Annotated in this window: 12 protein-coding genes; 7 read left to right on the top strand and 5 right to left on the bottom strand. The window is 73.7% G+C overall.

Going from position 1 to position 18,902, the window contains the following annotated elements:
• From ACH9D3_RS16115 to ACH9D3_RS16100, 4 genes are all read left to right on the top strand, one after another.
• Positions 1-980 (top strand): TIM barrel protein (locus tag ACH9D3_RS16115; protein WP_396411698.1); only part of this gene is annotated, 980 nt, incomplete at its 5' end.
• The gene (locus ACH9D3_RS16110) at positions 977-2,146 is read left to right on the top strand and encodes a Gfo/Idh/MocA family protein (protein ID WP_396411697.1); all 1,170 of its coding nucleotides are present in this window, start codon (positions 977-979) and stop codon (positions 2,144-2,146) included. The genes ACH9D3_RS16115 and ACH9D3_RS16110, both read left to right, overlap by 4 nt.
• A gap of 100 nt (positions 2,147-2,246) precedes the next feature.
• Positions 2,247-3,245, top strand: a complete 999-nt coding sequence (locus ACH9D3_RS16105; protein WP_396411696.1) for a TIM barrel protein — start codon at positions 2,247-2,249, stop codon at positions 3,243-3,245.
• A 77-nt stretch (positions 3,246-3,322) separates the two neighbouring features.
• Positions 3,323-4,150, top strand: a complete 828-nt coding sequence (locus ACH9D3_RS16100; RefSeq protein ID WP_396411695.1) for a DUF1206 domain-containing protein — start codon at positions 3,323-3,325, stop codon at positions 4,148-4,150.
• A 25-nt stretch (positions 4,151-4,175) separates the two neighbouring features.
• Here the strand turns inward: ACH9D3_RS16100 and ACH9D3_RS16095 are convergent, their stop codons facing one another.
• Positions 4,176-4,985: a phosphatase PAP2 family protein gene (locus tag ACH9D3_RS16095; RefSeq protein ID WP_396411694.1), complete on the bottom strand. Its 810-nt coding sequence runs from the start codon at positions 4,983-4,985 to the stop codon at positions 4,176-4,178.
• A 148-nt stretch (positions 4,986-5,133) separates the two neighbouring features.
• Between ACH9D3_RS16095 and uvrB the strand changes: the two genes are divergently transcribed.
• Together uvrB and ACH9D3_RS16085 are read left to right on the top strand one after the other, a co-directional pair.
• Positions 5,134-7,254 (top strand): excinuclease ABC subunit UvrB, encoded by a 2,121-nt coding sequence (gene uvrB, locus ACH9D3_RS16090; protein ID WP_396411693.1) that lies wholly within the window; start codon positions 5,134-5,136, stop codon positions 7,252-7,254.
• Positions 7,255-7,512: 258 nt separating this feature from the next.
• A complete protein-coding gene (locus tag ACH9D3_RS16085; protein ID WP_396411692.1) occupies positions 7,513-8,844 on the top strand; it encodes a TerC/Alx family metal homeostasis membrane protein in 1,332 nt (443 codons plus the stop codon).
• 100 nt (positions 8,845-8,944) lie between these two features.
• Here the strand turns inward: ACH9D3_RS16085 and ACH9D3_RS16080 are convergent, their stop codons facing one another.
• Positions 8,945-11,557: a DUF3516 domain-containing protein gene (locus ACH9D3_RS16080; protein WP_396411691.1), complete on the bottom strand. Its 2,613-nt coding sequence runs from the start codon at positions 11,555-11,557 to the stop codon at positions 8,945-8,947.
• 113 nt (positions 11,558-11,670) lie between these two features.
• On the opposite strand from ACH9D3_RS16080, the gene ACH9D3_RS16075 reads away from it, so the two are divergent.
• A complete protein-coding gene (locus ACH9D3_RS16075) occupies positions 11,671-13,407 on the top strand; it encodes a formate--tetrahydrofolate ligase (protein WP_396398310.1) in 1,737 nt (578 codons plus the stop codon).
• Here the strand turns inward: ACH9D3_RS16075 and ACH9D3_RS16070 are convergent.
• Genes ACH9D3_RS16070 through ACH9D3_RS16060 form a run of 3 tightly spaced genes read right to left on the bottom strand, consistent with a single transcriptional unit; the run spans position 13,391 to position 18,626 of the window.
• Positions 13,391-17,002 (bottom strand): DUF3376 domain-containing protein, encoded by a 3,612-nt coding sequence (locus tag ACH9D3_RS16070; protein ID WP_396411690.1) that lies wholly within the window; start codon positions 17,000-17,002, stop codon positions 13,391-13,393. The two genes, ACH9D3_RS16075 and ACH9D3_RS16070, sit on opposite strands and share 17 nt — an antisense overlap.
• A complete protein-coding gene (locus tag ACH9D3_RS16065; protein WP_396398308.1) occupies positions 16,999-17,973 on the bottom strand; it encodes a bile acid:sodium symporter family protein in 975 nt (324 codons plus the stop codon). Before ACH9D3_RS16065 ends, ACH9D3_RS16070 begins: the two co-directional genes overlap by 4 nt.
• Positions 17,967-18,626: an MBL fold metallo-hydrolase gene (locus ACH9D3_RS16060; RefSeq protein WP_396398307.1), complete on the bottom strand. Its 660-nt coding sequence runs from the start codon at positions 18,624-18,626 to the stop codon at positions 17,967-17,969. Before ACH9D3_RS16060 ends, ACH9D3_RS16065 begins: the two co-directional genes overlap by 7 nt.
• Positions 18,627-18,902: the final 276 nt, after the last annotated feature.

Raw genomic sequence — 18,902 nt, 5'->3', positions numbered from 1 at the left:
CGGGGCCCGGCACCACCCCGGCCCTGCGCCACCCCGGTGGCGTCACGGCCGACGCCCGCCCCACATCGTCCCCGGAGAACTCCCCGCCGTACCCGAGAGGAAGCAGGCCCATGCAGCGCGTGATCGGCGTCAACACCTGGGTGTGGGAGTCCCCGCTCACCGACGCGAACCTGCCCCCGCTGCTGGCGAGGATCGCGGCCATGGGGTTCGACGCCGTGGAGCTGCCGCTGGAGAACATCGGCGACTTCTCGGCCGGGACGGTGCGGGACGCGCTCGCCGGGCTCCGGCCCTGGATCGTGGGCGCCATGGCCCCCGGCCGCGAGCTCGTCCTCGCCGACGACGCCGTGATCGCCCGGACCCAGCACTACCTCAGTGCGTGCATCCAGCTCGCCCACGACGTCGGGGCACCGGCCGTGTGCGGACCCTTCTACGCGCACACGGGCCGGGTGTGGCGGATGGACGCCGCGGAGCGGGAACGGACGTACGAGCAGCTGCGCCGCAACCTGGCCCCGCTCGCCGCCGAGGCCGAGGCCGCCGGCGTGGTCCTCGGCATCGAGCCGCTCAACCGCTACGAGACCTCCCTGCTCAACACCACCGCGCAGGCCCTCGACGCCCTCGGCCCGCTGCTCGGCCGCGGCGTCGGCCTGGCCCTGGACACCTACCACCTGAACATCGAGGAGCGCTCCTCCGCCGACGCCGTCCGCGCGGCCGGCGAGCACCTCGTGCACGTCCAGGTCTGCGGCAACGACCGGGGAGCCCCCGGCGGGGACCAGACGGACTGGACCGGCATCTTCGAGGCCCTGGACGCCGTCGGCTACACCGGCGCCCTCAACATCGAGAGCTTCACCGCCCGCAACGCCAGCATCGCCACCGCCGCCTCGATCTGGCGGCCCCTGGCGCCCACCCAGGACCAGCTCGCGGAGGACGGCCTGGCGTTCCTGCGCTCGGCCGGCGCCCCGCGCCGAGGAGGACAGCCATGACCACCCCCGTGCCCGACCCCACCGGCGACCGCGGGCCCGCCACCGGAGCCCTGGGCGTCGCCGTGCTCGGCCACTCCTTCATGGGCAAGGCCCACTCCAACGCGTGGCGCAACGTCAACGCGTTCTACCCCGTGCCGCGCGTGGCGCAGAAGGTCCTCGTGGGCCGGGACGCCGGGCACGTCGCCGAGTCGGCACGGCAGTACGGGTGGGAGGGGAGCAGCACCGACTGGCGCTCGGTCCTGGAGCGCCCCGACATCCACCTCGTCGACATCTGCACCCCCGGCCACCTGCACGCCGAGATGGCCGTGGCCGCCCTGGAGGCGGGCAAGCACGTGCTGGTGGAGAAGCCGCTGGCCAACACGGTGGCCGAGGCGGAGCGGATGGTGGCGGCCGCCGCCGACGCCCGCACCCGCGGCGTCCGGACCATGGTGGGCTTCAACTACCGCAGGGTGCCGGCCCTGGCACTGGCCCGCACGATGATCGCCGAGGGCCGGGTGGGCGAGGTCCGGCAGGCCCGGGTGAGCTATCTGCAGGACTGGCTCGCCGACGAGCACGCGCCCATGTCCTGGCGGCTCCGCCGGGAGACCGCCGGGTCCGGGGCGCTCGGCGACCTGGCGTCGCACGCCGTGGACCAGGTGCGCTTCCTCCTGGACTCGCCCGTCACGTCCGTCTCCGGGACGGTCGGCACGTTCGTCCCGACCCGGGAGGGCGCCGACGGCCCGGAGAGCGTGACCGTCGACGACGCCGCCTGGGCCACGCTGCGCACCGCCTCCGGGGCGGTGGTCAGCCTGGAGGTCACCCGCTGCGCCACCGGGCGCAAGAACGCCTTCGAGATCGAGGTGTACGGATCGCTCGGCGGGCTGCGCTTCGACCTGGAGCGGCTGAACGAGATCCGGTTCTTCGACGCGACGCTCCCGGAGGACGTCCGGGGCTGGAGCCGGGTCCTCGTCACCGAGGAGTCCCACCCGTACGTGGGGGCGTGGTGGCCGGCCGGGCACGTCCTCGGCTGGGACCACACGTTCACCAGCCAGGCCGCCGACTTCCTGCGCGCCATCGACACGGGGACCCCGGCCGCCCCGGACTTCCAGGACGGGCTCGCGGTCCAGCGCGTGCTGCACGCCGTGACGCAGAGCGCGGCGCGGTCCGGCGCCGCCGTCGCCCTGTGACATCCCGCCGAGCCCGCTGACCCGCCCGCCGGCCCCGCACCTCCTCCCGGCCCGCCGCACGACCGACCGACCACCAGCTCTCCCGACCCGAAGGACTCTCATGGGACGCCGCTACACGCTGTTCACCGGCCAGTGGGCCGATCTCCCCCTCGAGGAGGTCGCGGAGCTCGCGGCCGGGTGGGGCTACGACGGCCTGGAGATCGCCGTCTCCGGCGAGCACCTCGACGCCTGGCGGTGGGACGACGACGCCTACGTCCAGGACCGGCTCGACATCCTCGCCCGCCACGGGCTCGGGGTCTGGGCGATCTCCAACCACCTCAAGGGCCAGGCCGTCTGCGACGACCCGATCGACTTCCGGCACCGGGCCATCGTGGGCCCCCGGGTCTGGGGCGACGGCGATCCGGAAGGCGTGCGCACCCGCGCCGCCGAGGAGATGCAGCTGACGGCGCGGCTGGCGCAGAAGCTGGGGGTGGACACCGTGGTCGGCTTCACCGGGTCGTCCATCTGGCAGTACGTGGCGATGTTCCCCCCGGTCCCCCGGGAGGTGATCGACGCCGGCTACCAGGACTTCGCGGACCGGTGGAACCCCATCCTGGACGTGTTCGACGAGTGCGGGGTCCGCTTCGCCCACGAGGTGCACCCCTCCGAGATCGCCTACGACTACTGGTCGACGCACCGGGCGCTGGAGGCCGTCGGCCACCGCGAGGCCTTCGGGCTGAACTGGGACCCGAGCCACTTCCTGTGGCAGCAGATCGACCCGGTGGCGTTCATCTCCGACTTCGCGGAGCGGATCTACCACGTGGACTGCAAGGACACGAGGATGCGGACGGGCGGTGGTCGCAACGGCGTCCTGTCCTCGCACCTGCCCTGGGGCGATCCCCGCCGGGGCTGGGACTTCGTCTCGACCGGCCGCGGGGACGTGCCCTGGGAGGACAGCTTCCGCGCCCTCACCGCCATCGGCTACGACGGGCCCGTCTCCGTGGAGTGGGAGGACGCCGGCATGGACCGCCTCCGGGGGGCCCCCGAGGCGCTCGCCTTCCTCAAGGGCTTCGACTTCGCGCCCTCCGGCGCCGCGTTCGACGCGGCCTTCGAACAGTAGGCGGTGTCGGCCGAACGGCGTCGTGGACACCCACGCCGCGGCGGCGCACCATGGAGGTGCACAGCACAGGAGGAACCATGGGCGAGGTCGACCGGCAGGCCGCGAGGGCGGCCGACGCCGCGGACGACGCGACGGACTCCCGCGGGTTCGTCCTCGCGGCGCGGGCCGGCTACGTCGCGGCGGGTCTGCTGCACCTGATGATCGGGGTCATCGCACTGCGCGTGGCCCGTGGCGGGTCCGGCTCGGCGGACCAGTCGGGGGCCGTCGCCGCGCTCGCCGGCAGCCCGGGCGGCACGGTCCTGCTGTGGGTGTGCTTCCTCGGCTGCGCCGCGCTCGCCGTCTTCCTGTTCAGTGAGATCTTCTTCGGCGCGACGCAGCGCTCGGACCGGGAGCGGCTCAAGCACCGCGTCGAGATGGGCGGCAAGGCGGTCGTCTACGGCGCGATCGGGTTCGTGTTCGGCACCTACGCGCTCGGCGGAACGAGCGACAGCAGCGAGTCCACGCAGTCGATCAGCGCACGGCTCATGGCCCACCCGGCCGGCATGGTGCTCCTGATCGCGGTGGGCGCAGGCCTCGTCGTCGCCGGCGTCTTCCTCGTGCACCGGGGCCTGACGCGGTCCTTCGAGGAGAACCTGACGAGCCTGCCGCCCGGCACGGCCGGTGCGGCCGTGGTGTGGCTGGGGGTGGTCGGCTACGCGGCGAAGGGCGTCGCCCTGGGCGTGCTCGGCGTGCTCTTCGTCGTGGCCACGATCCAGCACGACCCCGAGGAGGCGACCGGCCTGGACGGCGCGCTGAAGTCCCTCCAGGAGCAGCCCTTCGGGACGTGGATCCTCGGGGCCGTGGCGCTGGGGCTGATCTGCTACGGGGTGTTCATGGTGGTGCGGTCCCGGTACCAGCGGATGTGACCGCGCCGGTGCACCGCGCCCCCGGTCAGGGGCGCGCGCCGTCGCCGCCGCGGTGCCGGACCGTGAGGTGCAGCCGGTGCGCCGTGATGACCAGCGCCAGCCACGCCGCCCCGAGGGTCTGGGAGACGAGCACGTCGGTGAACCAGTGGTGGCCCAGGTACACCCGGCTCAGCGCCATGCTGAGCGCGAAGGCCGCCGCGGCGGCGATCGTCAGGACCCGGATCAGGCGGGCGCGCTGCCGCAGCACCAGCAGGTAGGCCACGATGCCGGCGACGACGAACGCGTTCAGGGAGTGGCCGCTCGGGAACGACGCCGAGTACTCGTAGGGCGGGACGGCGTCCTCGAGGTCCGGCCGGGCCCGGCCGATGAGGGGCTTGCCCGCCACGGTCATCAGCAGGGACCCGGCCGCGGCCACCGTGATCAGCACGACCGGGGTCCAGGACCGCCGGGCGGCCGCGAGCGCCAGCATGGCGGCGACCGTCAGGACCGGCATCCAGACCACCCCGCCCACGTGGGTGTACGCCGTCACGAGCGCGTCGAGCGCCGGTGAGCGCACCGACATCGCCGCGTCCAGCAGGGGCTGGTCCAGCGCGGCGGCGTCGTCCTGGTCCATGACGGACTCGTAGACCTCCGCCGAGGCGACCGTCATGGCCACCACGATGCCCAGGCCGACCACGAGCGGGACGAGGAGCGCCGCGTGGGGCCCGAGCCGCCGGGCCAGCCACCGGGCGCACCGCACCAGGAACCGTCCCAGACGGGTCCGCCAGGTCGTGAGGTCCTGCTCGCCCACGAACCGCTCCTGGTGGCTGCCGGTCCGCCCTCGCTCGTCGGTCACGCTGTCCTCCTGCTCGCACGCCCGGCCCGCCGGCGCGGCGGGACCTCTCGGAGGCGTCTGTCGGACGAGCCTACGGCGTCCCGGTCCCGGCCGATCGCCTCCGGAGGAACCGGGGTCCCGTGTCCGGGGCGGCGCGTAGCCTGGTGGCATGAGCCTCGCGCAGAAGATCAACCGTGTCGTCGCCCCCTTCGAGGTCATCTCCGACTACGTGCCGGCGGGCGACCAGCCCAGGGCCATCGAGGAGCTCGCCACGAGGATCGGGGCGGGGGAGAAGGACGTCGTCCTGCTCGGCGCCACCGGCACCGGCAAGTCCGCGACGGCGGCCTGGCTGATCGAGCGCGTCCAGCGCCCCACCCTCGTCATGGTGCAGAACAAGACGCTCGCCGCGCAGCTGGCGAACGAGCTCCGGGAGCTGCTGCCCAACAACGCGGTCGAGTACTTCGTGTCCTACTACGACTACTACCAGCCGGAGGCCTACGTCCCGCAGACCGACACCTTCATCGAGAAGGACTCCTCGGTCAACGAGGAGGTCGAGCGGCTGCGGCACTCCGCGACCAACGCCCTGCTCACCCGGCGCGACGTCGTCGTGGTCGCCACCGTGTCCTGCATCTACGGCCTGGGCACCCCCGAGGAGTACGTCGAGCAGATGGTCACCCTGCGCCGGGGGCAGGAGATGGACCGCGACGAGCTGCTGCGCCGGTTCGTGAACATGCAGTACGCGCGCAACGACGTCGACTTCCACCGCGGCACCTTCCGGGTGCGCGGGGACACCGTGGAGATCATCCCGATGTACGAGGAGCACGCGGTGCGCGTGGAGTTCTTCGGCGACGAGATCGAGTCCATCTACACCCTCCACCCGCTGACCGGGGAGATCATCCGGGACGAGGAGGAGATGTACGTGTTCCCGGCCTCCCACTACGTGGCCGGCGCGGACCGGATGGCCCGGGCGGTGAAGGCCGTCGAGGACGAGCTCGCCGCGCGGCTGCAGGAGCTGGAGTCCCAGAACAAGCTCGTCGAGGCCCAGCGGCTGCGCATGCGCACCACGTACGACCTCGAGATGATGGAGCAGATGGGCTACTGCAACGGCATCGAGAACTACTCGCTGCACATCGACGGCCGCCCCCGCGGGTCCGCCCCGCACTGCCTCATCGACTACTTCCCCGACGACTTCCTGCTGGTGGTCGACGAGTCCCACGTGACCATCCCGCAGATCGGCGGCATGTACGAGGGCGACATGTCCCGCAAGCGCACCCTCGTGGAGCACGGCTTCCGGCTGCCCTCGGCGATGGACAACCGCCCGCTGAAGTGGGACGAGTTCCTCGGGCGCATCGGCCAGACCGTCTACCTCTCCGCCACGCCCGGCAAGTACGAGCTCTCCCAGGCGGACGGCTACGTGGAGCAGATCATCCGCCCCACCGGCCTGGTGGACCCCGAGGTGATCGTCAAGCCCACCAAGGGACAGATCGACGACCTGCTGGACGAGATCAACGTGCGGGTCGAGCGGGACGAGCGGGTCCTCGTCACGACGCTCACCAAGCGCATGGCCGAGGACCTCACCGAGTACCTCATGGAGCACGGGGTGAAGGTCCAGTACCTGCACTCCGACGTCGACACGCTGCGCCGGGTGGAGCTGCTGCGGGAGCTGCGGATGGGCGCGTTCGACGTGCTCGTGGGCATCAACCTGCTCCGCGAGGGCCTGGACCTGCCCGAGGTGTCCCTCGTGGCGATCCTGGACGCCGACAAGGAGGGCTTCCTGCGCTCCACGACGTCCCTCATCCAGACCATCGGCCGTGCCGCCCGCAACGTCTCCGGCCAGGTGCACATGTACGCCGACCGGATCACCGCCTCGATGGCCACAGCGATCGACGAGACGAACCGGCGCCGGGAGATCCAGGTCGCCTACAACACGGAGCACGGGATCGACCCGCAGCCCCTGCGGAAGAAGATCGCGGACATCACCGACCAGCTCCAGCGCGAGGAGGAGGACACCCGGGAGCTGCTCGCGCAGCGCGCGTCCGCCGGCAAGAAGACCGCGCCGACCGGGGGCCGGGGCGGGCCGGACGCCGCCGCGGCCGCGGCCGACAAGCTGCGCCGGGACGGGTTCGCCGCGGCTCCGGCCGAGGACCTCTCGGACCTCATCGCGCAGATGACGGAGCAGATGCAGGCCGCCGCCGCCGAGCTGCAGTTCGAGCTGGCCGGCCGGATCCGGGACGAGCTCGCCGACCTGAAGAAGGAGCTGCGGCAGATGCAGCAGGCCGGGCACGCCTGAGCCCGGGGACCGCCGGGCGGGACGCACCGGGGCCGCGACCCCGTGTCCCCGTGGACCACCGTGCACAGGAGGGGTGCAGGGCGCGTATAGACTGTGCTCAGCCTAGGGGAGTATCCCTCAGCGTTGTGGACGTCAGCACGTCGGGTGCCTCAGCCCGGCCGGACGCAGCGGTCGAGCCCAGCACGCGGACCGGAACGGTCCCGCGCGGCCGGCGGAGAGACTTACGGCTGTCCCGTACTCGACCCCGAAAGCAGAACCATGGAAGTCTCACTCACCGTCTGGATCGTCACGATCGCGGCCATCGTCGGCCTGCTGCTCTTCGACTACGTGTTCCACGTGCGCAAGGCCCACGAACCGCAGCTGAAGGAAGCCGCGATCTGGTCCGCCATCTACGTGGGCATCGCCCTGCTCTTCGGCCTGTTCGTCCTCATCGAGTGGGGCGGGGTGTACGCCGGGGAGTACTACGCCGGCTACATCACCGAGAAGGCGCTCTCGGTCGACAACCTCTTCGTCTTCCTCATCATCATCGCGTCCTTCAAGGTCCCCCGTGAGGACCAGCAGAAGGTCCTGCTCTTCGGCATCACCTTCGCCCTGATCGCCCGCACCGCGCTGATCTTCGTGGGCGCCACGCTGATCAACCAGTTCGCCTGGGTCTTCTACCTCTTCGGCCTCATCCTCCTGCTGACCGCCGGCTCCCTGATCAAGGGCGAGCTCTCGGACTCCCAGCACGACGAGGCGGACAACTTCATCATCCGCACGGCCAAGCGCTTCATGCACACCTCGGACGAGTACGACGGCGACAAGCTGTTCACGATCGAGAACGGCAAGAAGGTCATGACGCCGATGCTGCTCGTGATGGTCGCGATCGGCGGCACCGACGTCCTCTTCGCCCTGGACTCGATCCCGGCGATCTTCGGCCTGACCCAGCAGACCTACCTGGTGTTCACCGCCGTGGCGTTCTCGCTGATGGGCCTGCGCCAGCTGTACTTCCTCATCGACGGTCTCCTGGACCGGCTCATCTACCTCTCCTGGGGCCTGGCGATCATCCTGGGCTTCATCGGCGTGAAGCTCATCCTGCACGCGCTGCACGAGAACAACCTGGGCTTCATCAACAACGGCGAGCACGTGGAGGTCGTCGAGGTCGGCATCACCCTCTCGCTGACCGTCATCGTGGGCGTGCTGGTCGTCACCGTGCTGGCCTCCCTCTTCAGCCCCAAGGGCCGGGCCCTGCGCGTGCTCAACGGCCTGCAGACTGTGGCCGAGAAGTACGTGACCCTGCCGCAGGACGCCCCCGCCGCGGAGCGCCGGAAGCTGGCCGACAAGGCCGCCCGCTACCAGCGGCAGATGCCGAAGATCTCCGACAAGCACCGCCAGGAGCTGCTCGAGTCCGAGAAGCAGTTCCACGACCTGCTGGACCGTGCCCGCGGCAAGCACAGCGAGTTCGAGCGCACCGGTGTGGGCCCCGAGCCGGAGGCCGTGCCCGCGCCGGAGGCCGAGGCGCTCTCCGGTGCCCACGTCGAGACGCAGGACGCGACCGGCACCACCACCCCGGGCCACGACCCCCGCAGCGGCAGCAGCTCCGCCGGGTGACGACCCGTTCCCGGGGCGGTGCGCCCCGGGAACCGGAGCCCCCGGTGCGCACCGAGCAGGTGCGCGCCGGGGGCTCCGTCGTCGTCGGTGCGGGGACTCCTCAGCGTCCCGTGTCGGTGACGGGCCCCACGTTGTCCACGACCACGGCCGGGAAGCCGTCCTCGTCCGAGGCGCGCAGGTCGATGCGGGCGTTGATGCCCCAGTCGTGGTGGCCGTCCGGGTCGTCGAAGACCTGCAGCACGGTCCAGCAGCCGGGCAGGCCCTCGGGCTGCTCGTCGATCCGCACCAGCCCCGGCCCCCGGGACTGGGGGTCCGTGTAGATGTCCTCGTGCTCGGCGAAGTACGCGTCCATGGCGTCGGCCCACCGGTCCCGGTCCCAGCCGTGCTCGCCGTCGAGGGCGCCCAGGACCTTGTCCTTCTCGTCGGCGAACAGCTCGACGCGCTGGAACAGGGCGTTGCGGACCATGACCCGGAACGCGCGGGGATTGGAGGTGATCGCGGGGGGCTGCTCGTCGATGAGCTCCTCGAGCGAGTCGGCCGAGGTGCCCATGGGGGACTCCTCGCCGGCGGCGAGCTTCTCCCACTCGTCGAGCAGCGAGTTGTCGGTCTGCCGGATGAGCTCGCCCAGCCACTCGACGAGGTCCTCCAGGTCCTCCCGGAGCAGCTCGTGCGGCACCGTCTGGCGCAGCGCCTTGTAGGCGTCGGAGAGGTAGCGCAGCAGGATGCCCTCGGAGCGGGCCAGGCCGTAGAACTGCACGTAGTCGCCGAACGTCATGGCCCGCTCGTACATGTCCCGCACCACGGACTTCGGCGTCAGCTCGAACTGCGCCACCCACGGGGCGCCGGAGCGGTAGGTCTCGAAGGCCTGGGTCAGCAGCTCCTCGAGCGGCCTGGCGTAGCTGACGTCCTCGAGCTCCTTCATCCGCTCGTCGTAGTCGAGGCCCTCCGCCTTCATCGACGCCACGGCCTCCCCGCGGGCCTTCTTCTCCTGCATGTTGAGCACCTGGCGCGGCTTCTCGAGGGTCGCCTCGATGACGGAGACGACGTCCAGGGCGTAGCCGGGGTCCTCCCGGTCCAGCAGGGTCAGGGCCGCGAGGGCGAAGGGGGACAGCGGCTGGTTGAGCGCGAAGTTCTCCTGCAGCTCCACGGTCAGCCGCCAGGTGCGGCCCTCCTCGTCGGGGGTGTCCAGCTTCTCCACGACGCCGGCGGCGCGCAGCTCCTTGAGGATGCCGATGGCCTGCCGGAGCAGGGCGCGCTGGCGCTGGCGCGTCTCGTGGTTGTGGGTCAGCAGGTGCCACGCCGCCAGCACCGGGTCCCCGGGGCGCTGCAGGAGGTTCAGCAGCATCGAGTGGGTGACCGTGAAGGACGAGGTCAGCGGTTCCGGCTCGGCGGCGACCAGGGTCTCGAACGTCGGCTTCCCCCAGGACACGAAGCCCTGCGGCGGCTTCTTCCGCACCACCTGGCGCAGCTTCTTCTGGTCGTCGCCGAACTTGGCGTGGGCCTTCTTCATGGCCTTGTTGTTCTCGATCACGTGCTCGGGCGCCTGGACCACCACGGTGCCCGCGGTGTCGTAGCCGGCCCGCCCGGCGCGGCCGGCGATCTGGTGGAACTCGCGGGCGTTGAGCCGGCGGGTGCGCTCGCCGTCGTACTTGGACAGGGCGGTGATGACCACGGTGCGGATGGGCACGTTGATGCCCACGCCCAGGGTGTCGGTGCCGCAGATGACCTTCAGCAGCCCGGTCTGGGCGAGCTGCTCCACGAGCCGGCGGTACTTGGGCAGCATCCCGGCGTGGTGGACCCCGATGCCGTGGCGGACCAGGCGGTTGAGGGTCTTGCCGAAGCCGGCGGCGAAGCGGAACCCGGCGATCAGCTCGCCGATGCGCTCCTTCTCCTCCTTGGTGAGCACGTTGACGGACATCAGGTTCTGCGCCTGGTCCATGGCCTGCAGCTGGGAGAAGTGCACCACGTAGACCGGCGCCTGGTTGGTGCCGAGCAGCTCCTCGAGGGCCTCGTGGATGGGGTCCTCGGACCAGTAGTAGTGCAGCGGGATGGGCCGCTCCGCGGAGGAGACCGTGGTGGTCGGGCGTCCGGTGAGCTCCGTGATCCCCTCCTCGAAGCGGGAGACGTCCCCGAGCGTGGCGCTCATGAGCAGGAACTGCGCCTGGGGCAGCTGCAGCAGCGGCACCTGCCACGCCCAGCCGCGCTGGGGGTCGGAGTAGAAGTGGAACTCGTCCATCACCACGGGCCCCACGTCCGCGTCCCGGCCCTCCCGCAGGGCGACGTTGGCGAGGATCTCGGCGGTGCAGCAGACGATCGGGGCGTCGGCGTTGACCGCGGAGTCGCCGGTGACCATGCCGACGTTCTCCGCCCCGAAGATCTCCACGAGCGAGAAGAACTTCTCGGAGACCAGGGCCTTGATCGGGGCGGTGTAGTACGAGCGCTGCCCGGCGGCGAGGCCGGCGAAGTGCGCGGCGACGGCCACGGTGGACTTCCCGGAGCCGGTCGGGGTCGCGAGGATCACGTTGGACCCGCTCGCGAACTCGAGCACGGCCTCGTCCTGCGCCGGGTAGAGCTCCATGTCCCGGGAGGCGATCCAGCCGAGGAACCCCTCGTAGACCTCGTCGCCCGACAGCGCGTTGGTCGCGAAGTCGCCGCGGTAGTACGGGTGGCCCGGCGTGCCGAGCTCGGGGGAGAGGGCTTCGAGGAGTTTCATCGTCCTCCACTGTATCGGGAGCGCGTCGGAGCCGTCCCCGGGCGGGGCACCGGACCGGCGCCGCGGCGGCGGGGCGCTCGCCCGACCGCCCCCGGGTCCCGCAGACTGGGCCCATGACCCACGCCGCCGCCCCGCCGCCCTCGGACCTGGAGATCGCCCAGGCCGCCGTGCCCCGCCCCGTCCTCGAGATCGCGGCCGCCGCCGGGATCGCCGCCGACCGCCTGGAGCCCTACGGGCGGTTCGTCGCGAAGGTCGACCCCCGCCCGGACGAGGTGTCCACCCCGGAGGAGGCCGCCGGGCGCAAGCACGCCCGGGGCGTGCGCTACGTGGTGGTCACGGCGCTGACCCCCACGCCGCTCGGCGAGGGGAAGACGGCCACGGCGGTGGGCCTCGCCCAGGGGATGGCCGCCACCGGGCGCTCCGCGGTCCTGACCCTGCGCCAGCCGTCCATGGGCCCCACGTTCGGCATCAAGGGCGGTGCCGCGGGCGCGGGACGCGCGCAGCTGCTGCCGATGGACAAGCTGAACCTGCACCTGACCGGGGACTTCCACGCCGTGACGGCCGCCCACAACCTGCTGGCGGCGATGATCGACAACCACCTCCACCACGGCAACGCCCTGGGCCTGGACGTCCGCGCGATCACGTGGCGGCGGGTCCTCGACGTCAACGACCGGGCCCTGCGCAACGTGGTGGTGGGCCTCGGGGAGCACCAGGACGGCGTGCCGCGGCAGACGGGCTTCGACATCACGGCCGCCTCCGAGGTGATGGTGATCCTGTCCCTCGCCACCTCCTTCGCCGACCTGCGCCGCCGGCTGGGCCGGATCGTGGTGGGCTACACGCACGACGGCGGGCCCGTCTCCGCCGAGGACCTGCGGGCCGCCGGCTCCATGGCGGTGCTGCTGCAGGACGCCTTCCAGCCCAACCTGCTGCAGAGCCTCGAGGCGACCCCGGCACTGGTCCACGCCGGGCCCTTCGGCAACATCGCGACCGGCAACTCCTCCGTGATCGCCGACTACGTCGCCATGGCGCACGCCGACTACGTCATCACGGAGGCCGGGTTCGGCGCGGACATGGGCCTGGAGCGGCTGGTCAACGTCAAGGCCAGGGTCTCCGGCCTGGCCCCGGACGCGGCCGTGCTCGTGACCACGGTCCGGGCGCTGAAGGCCCACTCCGGGCGCTACACCGTGCGGCCGGGCAAGGCGCTGCCGGCGGAGATGCTCCAGGAGAACCCGGGCGACGTCGAGGCGGGGGCGGCCAACCTGCTCCACCACCTGGCGATCGCCCGGTCCTTCGGGGTCTCCCCGGTGGTGGCGATCAACGCGTTCCCCGGGGACCACCCCTCGGAGCACGAGGCGATCCGCCGGATCGCCCGGGCGGCGGGGGCGGAGGTGGCCGTGTGCACGGCGGTCGCCGACGGCGGCGCCGGGGCGGCCGAGCTCGCCGACGCCGTGGCCGCGGCCTGCGAGCACCCGGCCGGCCACACCCCGACCTACGGGCTCACCGAGTCCCTCGGGGACAAGCTCACCGCGGTCGCCACCCGGGTCTACGGTGCGGACGGCGTCGAGCTCGCCCCCGCCGCCGAGCGCCAGCTGGCCGCCTACGAGGAGCTCGGCTACGGGGGCCTGCCGGTCGTCGTCGCCAAGACCCACCTGTCCACCACCGCGGACCCGTCGCTCAGGGGCGCGCCCACCGGGTGGCGGCTGCCGGTCCGGGAGGTCCGGGCCGCCGTGGGCGCCGGGTACCTCTACGCGATCTGCGGGACGATGCGCACCATGCCGGGTCTCGGCACCTCGCCGGCCGCCGAGCGGATCGGGATCGACGACGACGGGCGCGTCACCGGTCTGTTCTGACCCACCGTCCCCGCGGGGCCCGCCCGCGGGGCAGCAGCTCGTCGCCGGCCCCGTAGTGCCGCAGCATCCGCTCGGCGGGGGCCCACCACAGCACGGCGGCCCACACGAAGCCGGCCCCGGCCACGGCCGCCAACCCGCCCCCGGGCGACCCGGGTCCCCCCGTCCAGGACCACGCGAGCCAGGCCGCGGTGCCCCCGAGGGCCGCCGCGGCCGGCACGACGACGAGGACCCGGACGGTCCGCACCCAGCCCGCCAGGAGCAGGACACCGGCCACGAGCAGCGCCAGCGCCAGCACGGCCGAGCGTGCTCCGTCGCCGTCCGGCACGCGGTCCGGGAGCCCGGCGAGGGCGGCGCCGGTCCCCACCGCCACCGCCGCCAGCACCACGAGGGCGGCTCGCCCCGCCTCGTCCACGCCGCCGGGCGCCGGCACCCGCACCGCCAGCACGGCGGCGAGGCGCTCCAGGCCCAGGGCGGCGAGCACCAGGAGCAGCGCCGCGGCGGCGCGCCCGGACGGCACGGCCGCCCAGACCGGGAGCAGCAGGGAGAGCGCCGCCGCTCCCGCCAGGGCGGCCCGCCGCAGGGCGCGGTCGCGGGCGGCGGCGACGTCACCCGCACGGACCGGCGCGGAGCCGTCCCCCGCGGGCGGGGATCCGGGGTGCACATCGTCCACGGCGGCGTCCTCCACGGTCGCCCAGCGCCGGAGCGCGCGCCGCCCCGTCCGGAGCAGCGACAGCACCAGGACCGCGGACCCCGCCGCGAGCAGCGCGGCACCGGGCCACGACCCGGACGGTTCCGCGACCGGGCCCGTGCCCAGCCACAGCCCGGCCGCCAGCACGACGGCGACCAGCGCGGCGCGCACCGGGGTCACGGCCGCGGGCAGCAGAACGAGCACGGGCTGGAGCACGAGCAGCACCACCTCCCAGACGGGACGGGGCAGGTCCGGGGCGCCGGCCAGGGCCCGGCCCAGCACCCGCACCCCGCGCGAGGCCAGCGACAGGCGGTGGCCCGGGGCCAGCCGGTCCAGCCCGTCCGCGCTCGCGCCCACCGCCGCCCTGCCCTGCTCGGCGGAGCCGTGGCCCAGGTCCCGCAGCAGGCTGTCCTGCAGCTCGAGCACGGCCGCGTCGGCCGGCGTCGTGCGCACCACGGGGGGATCGTCCGCCGCCCCGGGGAACGGCGCCGCCGGGGGGACCGGCAGCCCGCGCAGGAACCCGGCGACGCCGGCCGCCGCGTCGAGGCGCCCCCACCACCAGTCGTTGGCCCGCCAGTCCGCGGCCAGGAAGCCCCGGAAGTTCAGCAGGCCCGCACCGGCCAGCTTGGTCCCGGCCGGCACCCGCCCGGCGTCGCCCGCGAGCAGCCGCGCCACGTCCCCCGTCCCGGATCCCTGCGCGTCGAGGGCCCGCTGGAGACGGTCACGGGCGCGCGACTCCTGCAGGGCGGGGAACGCGTCCGGGGCCGCCGGCTCCTGGTCCCCGCGGATCTCGCCGTAGGCCACCTGGGACACCGCGGCGGGGATCCCGGCCGCGGCCAGCAGCGGTGGCAGGTCCGCCGCGCCCAGCGCCGTGTCCCCGGCCGGGATCCGCGACCAGGGCGACGCGTCCCAGGCCGCCGCCCGGTCGGCCGCGCCCGGCCCGTCGGGCTCCGGCTGCCGGTCCACCACCGCGGGCAGGTTCCGCAGCGCGTCCACGACCTCGTCGAGCTCGGCCCAGGAGCCGCCCGTCTCCCGGTGCTCCCCGCCGGCTGCGCCCAGCCAGGGGTCGACGACCCCCGCGAGCCCGGCCGCGGGGTCCGCTCCGGCGGCCAGCACGGCGTGGAACCGCCGGTCGCGCTCGTGGCGGGCGGCCGACAGCACCCGGTAGGCGCGTTCCCGGGCGCCGGCCACGTCGCAGCCGCCGGGAGGGCCCGGCTGCCCGGCGGGACCCCGCTCCTCCAGGGCGCGCACCCAGGACAGGATGCAGGACGCGGCGTCGTAGAGCGCCTGCGCCCCCCGCAGCACCGCCGCGGCGGAGGGGTCGTCGAGGGGACCCCGGGAGAGGACCTCGTAGCGCCGGAGCAGCTCCGTCCGCACGGGCTCGAGCGCACGGGGCGGCCGTGCCCTCAGGGCGTCGCGCCGGGCCAGCGTCGAGGTGAGCTGCCACTCCGCGGGCCGGGTCAGGAGGCGGGACAGCAGGGCGGCGTCGGCCCGGGCCCGGTAGCGGAGATAGGCCCGGCGGCGCTCCTCGAGCGAGGCCGGGTCCCAGGAGTCCACGAGGGCCCCGAGCGGGTGCAGGCGACCGTGGGCCACGAGCTGCGCGCCCAGGTAGTCGGACAGGGCCAGCACCTCGTCGTCGTCCGACTCCCGCCGGCGCAGCCGGGTGACCGTGGCGGCGAGCGTTCCCACCAGGCGGGGCAGGTTCTGCTCGAAGGGCGCGCCGTGCTCGCGGTGGGGCGGGTCCGGGTCGAGGTACAGCAGGCCGCGGTCGGCGTGCCGCAGCGACGTCCGGGTGCGCGCGGCGTCCAGGGCCCGGTCGATGGGGATGTTGTCGTACACCCCGCCGTCGACCACGCGGTACGGAAGCTCCGCGGGGCTGCGGTGCGCGCCGAACGCGTGGCTCAGGTCGGGGCGTCCGGCAGCCGGACCCGGTGCGCCCAGCGGGCCCGGGGTCGGGGCGGACCACACCGAGGCCGGCTCGAAGGCCCCGGGGAAGGAGGCGGTCGTCCGGGCGGCGTAGGCGAGCCGGGACAGCGCGGCCGCGGCCTCCGCCGGTGCGGTGTCCCGGGCCGGGATGCCGTTGTCCAGGGGCGGGGCGGGGGAGCCGGGCTCCGGGGACGAGAAGTGGAAGTCGCCCCGTCCCTCCGCCGTCGCGCTGAGGGGCGAGGGGTCGCTGTCCAGGACGGTGGCGGAGAGCTCGACGGTGACGTGCTCGGCCACCAGGGCGGGGTGGTGCTCCGCGCTGTCCCGGAGCGTGAGGAGCGCCTCCGTCAGCCGCGGCCACAGGTAGTCGTCGCCGCGCAGCAGGGAGTTCACGGGGCGCCGTCCGAGCGGGCGCAGCAGCCGGCCGAGGGAGCCGTGCTCCGCCCAGATGCGGCCGAGGGCGTCCAGGTCCGTGCCCGCGCGCTGGGCCACCGCGTGCACCACGGCGTTGAGGCCGCCGGCGCTGGCCCCGGCGAGGAGGTCGAGCTCCACGCGGTCGTAGCCGGCGTCCGCGAGCAGCCGGGCGTACACCGCCGCGCGCTCCTCGAGCAGGGGATCCGGGGCCGTGCCCGGGTGCAGGAGATGGGCGTGCAGCGCTCCGCGGTCGTCCCGGTGGATCCGGATCCGGCGCAGGACGTCGAGCTCGGCGACCGCCCCGCCGATCCACACGGCGAGGCTCACCCCGCCCCGCATGGCCAGTGCCAGCCGCAGCGTCCGGCCGAAGGCCGGCTCCCCGCCCGTGGCCGCGTCGGCGAGCGACTGCGAGGGCAGCACCACCGTGACGGGCAGGGGTGCGGAACCGGCCCTCTGCCCCGCATCCGCCGGCGGATCCTCCGGCGGGTCCTCCGGTGTGACGGTGGTGGCCGACGCGGCGCGGACGGTCGCCGGGGCGTTCTGCCGGCGGTCCGTCCGGTGGTCGCTCAAGCGCGGGCGCGGCGGGCGTCGGCGCGCCGGCAGAGCAGGGCGAACAGTGCCCCGGACAGGTTGTGCCAGACCGAGAAGACCGCCGCGGGCAGGGCCGCCAGCGGGTTCATGTACTGGGCGGCGAGCCCGGCGGCCAGACCGGAGTTCTGCATGCCCACCTCGACCGCCGTGGTGCGGCGCACGGCGAGGGGCTGCCGCGTCACGGCCCCCACGAGGTGGCCCAGGACCAGGCCGAGGACGTTGTGCAGGGCCACGGCCGCGAGCACGAGCAGGCCCGCCTCCACGATCCGGTCGGCGCTGCCCGAGACCACGATGGCCACGATCAGGGCGATGGCCGCGACCGAGACCCACGGCAGGACGGGCAGGGCGCGCTCGACCAGGCGGGGCACGAGCAGGCGCACGGCCAGGCCCGCGACGACGGGCAGCAGCACGATCTTGGTGATCGACCAGGCCATGGCGCCGCCGTCCACCGGCAGGTACTGCCCGGCCAGCCACAGGGTGAGCAGGGGAGTCAGCAGGGGCGCGAGCAGGGTCGAGATCGAGGTCATGGCCACCGACAGGGCCACGTCACCGCGGGCGAGGTAGGCGACCACGTTGGACGCCGTGCCGCCGGGTGCGCAGCCCACGAGGATCACGCCCGCGGCGAGCTCCGGGGGCAGCCGCAGCAGGAGCACCACGAGGAGCGCCACGAGGGGCATGAGCACGTACTGCGCCGCGACGCCCAGCAGCACCGGCAGCGGCCGCTTCGCCACGAGCGCGAAGTCGACGGGGCGCAGGGTCAGGCCCATGCCGAACATGACCACGCCGAGCAGGGGGTTGATCCACCCGGTCAGTCCGTTCACGGCCCCGGGGACGAGGAAGCCCACCATCCCGCCCGCGAGGACGAGCACGGGGAAGATCAGGACGGCCGCGTACGCGCCGCGGTCGGCCGCGGAGCTCTCCGGGGCGACGGCGGGTCCTGCGTTCACCATCCCCGGGCGCGCCACTCGTCGAGGTGCGGGCGCTCGGCGCCCAGCGTGGTCGGTTTCCCGTGCCCGGGATGGACCACGGTGTCGTCGTCGAAGCGCTCGAAGACGCGCTCGGTGACGTCGTCCATCAGCTGCCGGAAGTCCTCCGGGCTGTCGGTCCTGCCCACGCCGCCGGGGAAGAGGGAGTCGCCGGAGAAGATGTGCGCCGGACCCTGCGGGTCGCGGTAGACCAGGGCGATCGAGCCGGGGGTGTGCCCGCGCAGGCCGATGACCTCGAGGTCGAAGCCGTCGAACTCGGCCGTGTCGCCGTCCTCGAAGGTCAGGTCCATGGACACGGCGATGTCGGACTCGTCGTCGGCGCCGCAGGCCGTCATGGCCTCGGAGCGGGACTTGACCTCCTCGAGGGCGCGGACGTGGTCCCAGTGGGAGTGGGTGGTGATGATGAGCTGGAGGCTGCCGTAGGCCTTCGAGCAGTCCCCGTTGCCGGCGCCCACGAGGCCGGCGATGGCCCGGGCGTCGTCGGCCGCGTCGATGAGGACCTGCGTGCCCTCGTCCTTGGACGTGAGCAGATAGACGTTGTTGTCCATCTCGCTCACGGAGATCCGGCGAATCGTGACCTCGGCGAGGTCGGTGACCTCCGTCTTCGATGCGATCATGAGGACGAAGGTACTCCCGTGCCGGGTGGCTCGCCAATCGCACGCTCCGCGCGGCCCCTCCCCGGTGGACGGTCGGGGGGAGCGGGCGCCGTCCCCGCCCGAGCGGCCGCGGGCGCGCGTGTCCGGCAGCACCCCGCGCGCGGGTTGCGCGGACCGCGCCACGGGCATAAAGTTGCGTGCGGCAACAAATTATCAGGGCATCCGGTGGCACGCCCCCCGCGTCGTCGACGACGCGGGACCCCGCGAGGAACGGGGGAGTGCGGACCGGGTGCCCCT

Origin of the sequence: Kocuria kalidii, assembly GCF_044462225.1 — a bacterium.
GTDB lineage: Bacteria > Actinomycetota > Actinomycetes > Actinomycetales > Micrococcaceae > Kocuria > Kocuria kalidii.
This window is presented reverse-complemented; position numbering and strand designations above follow the sequence as displayed.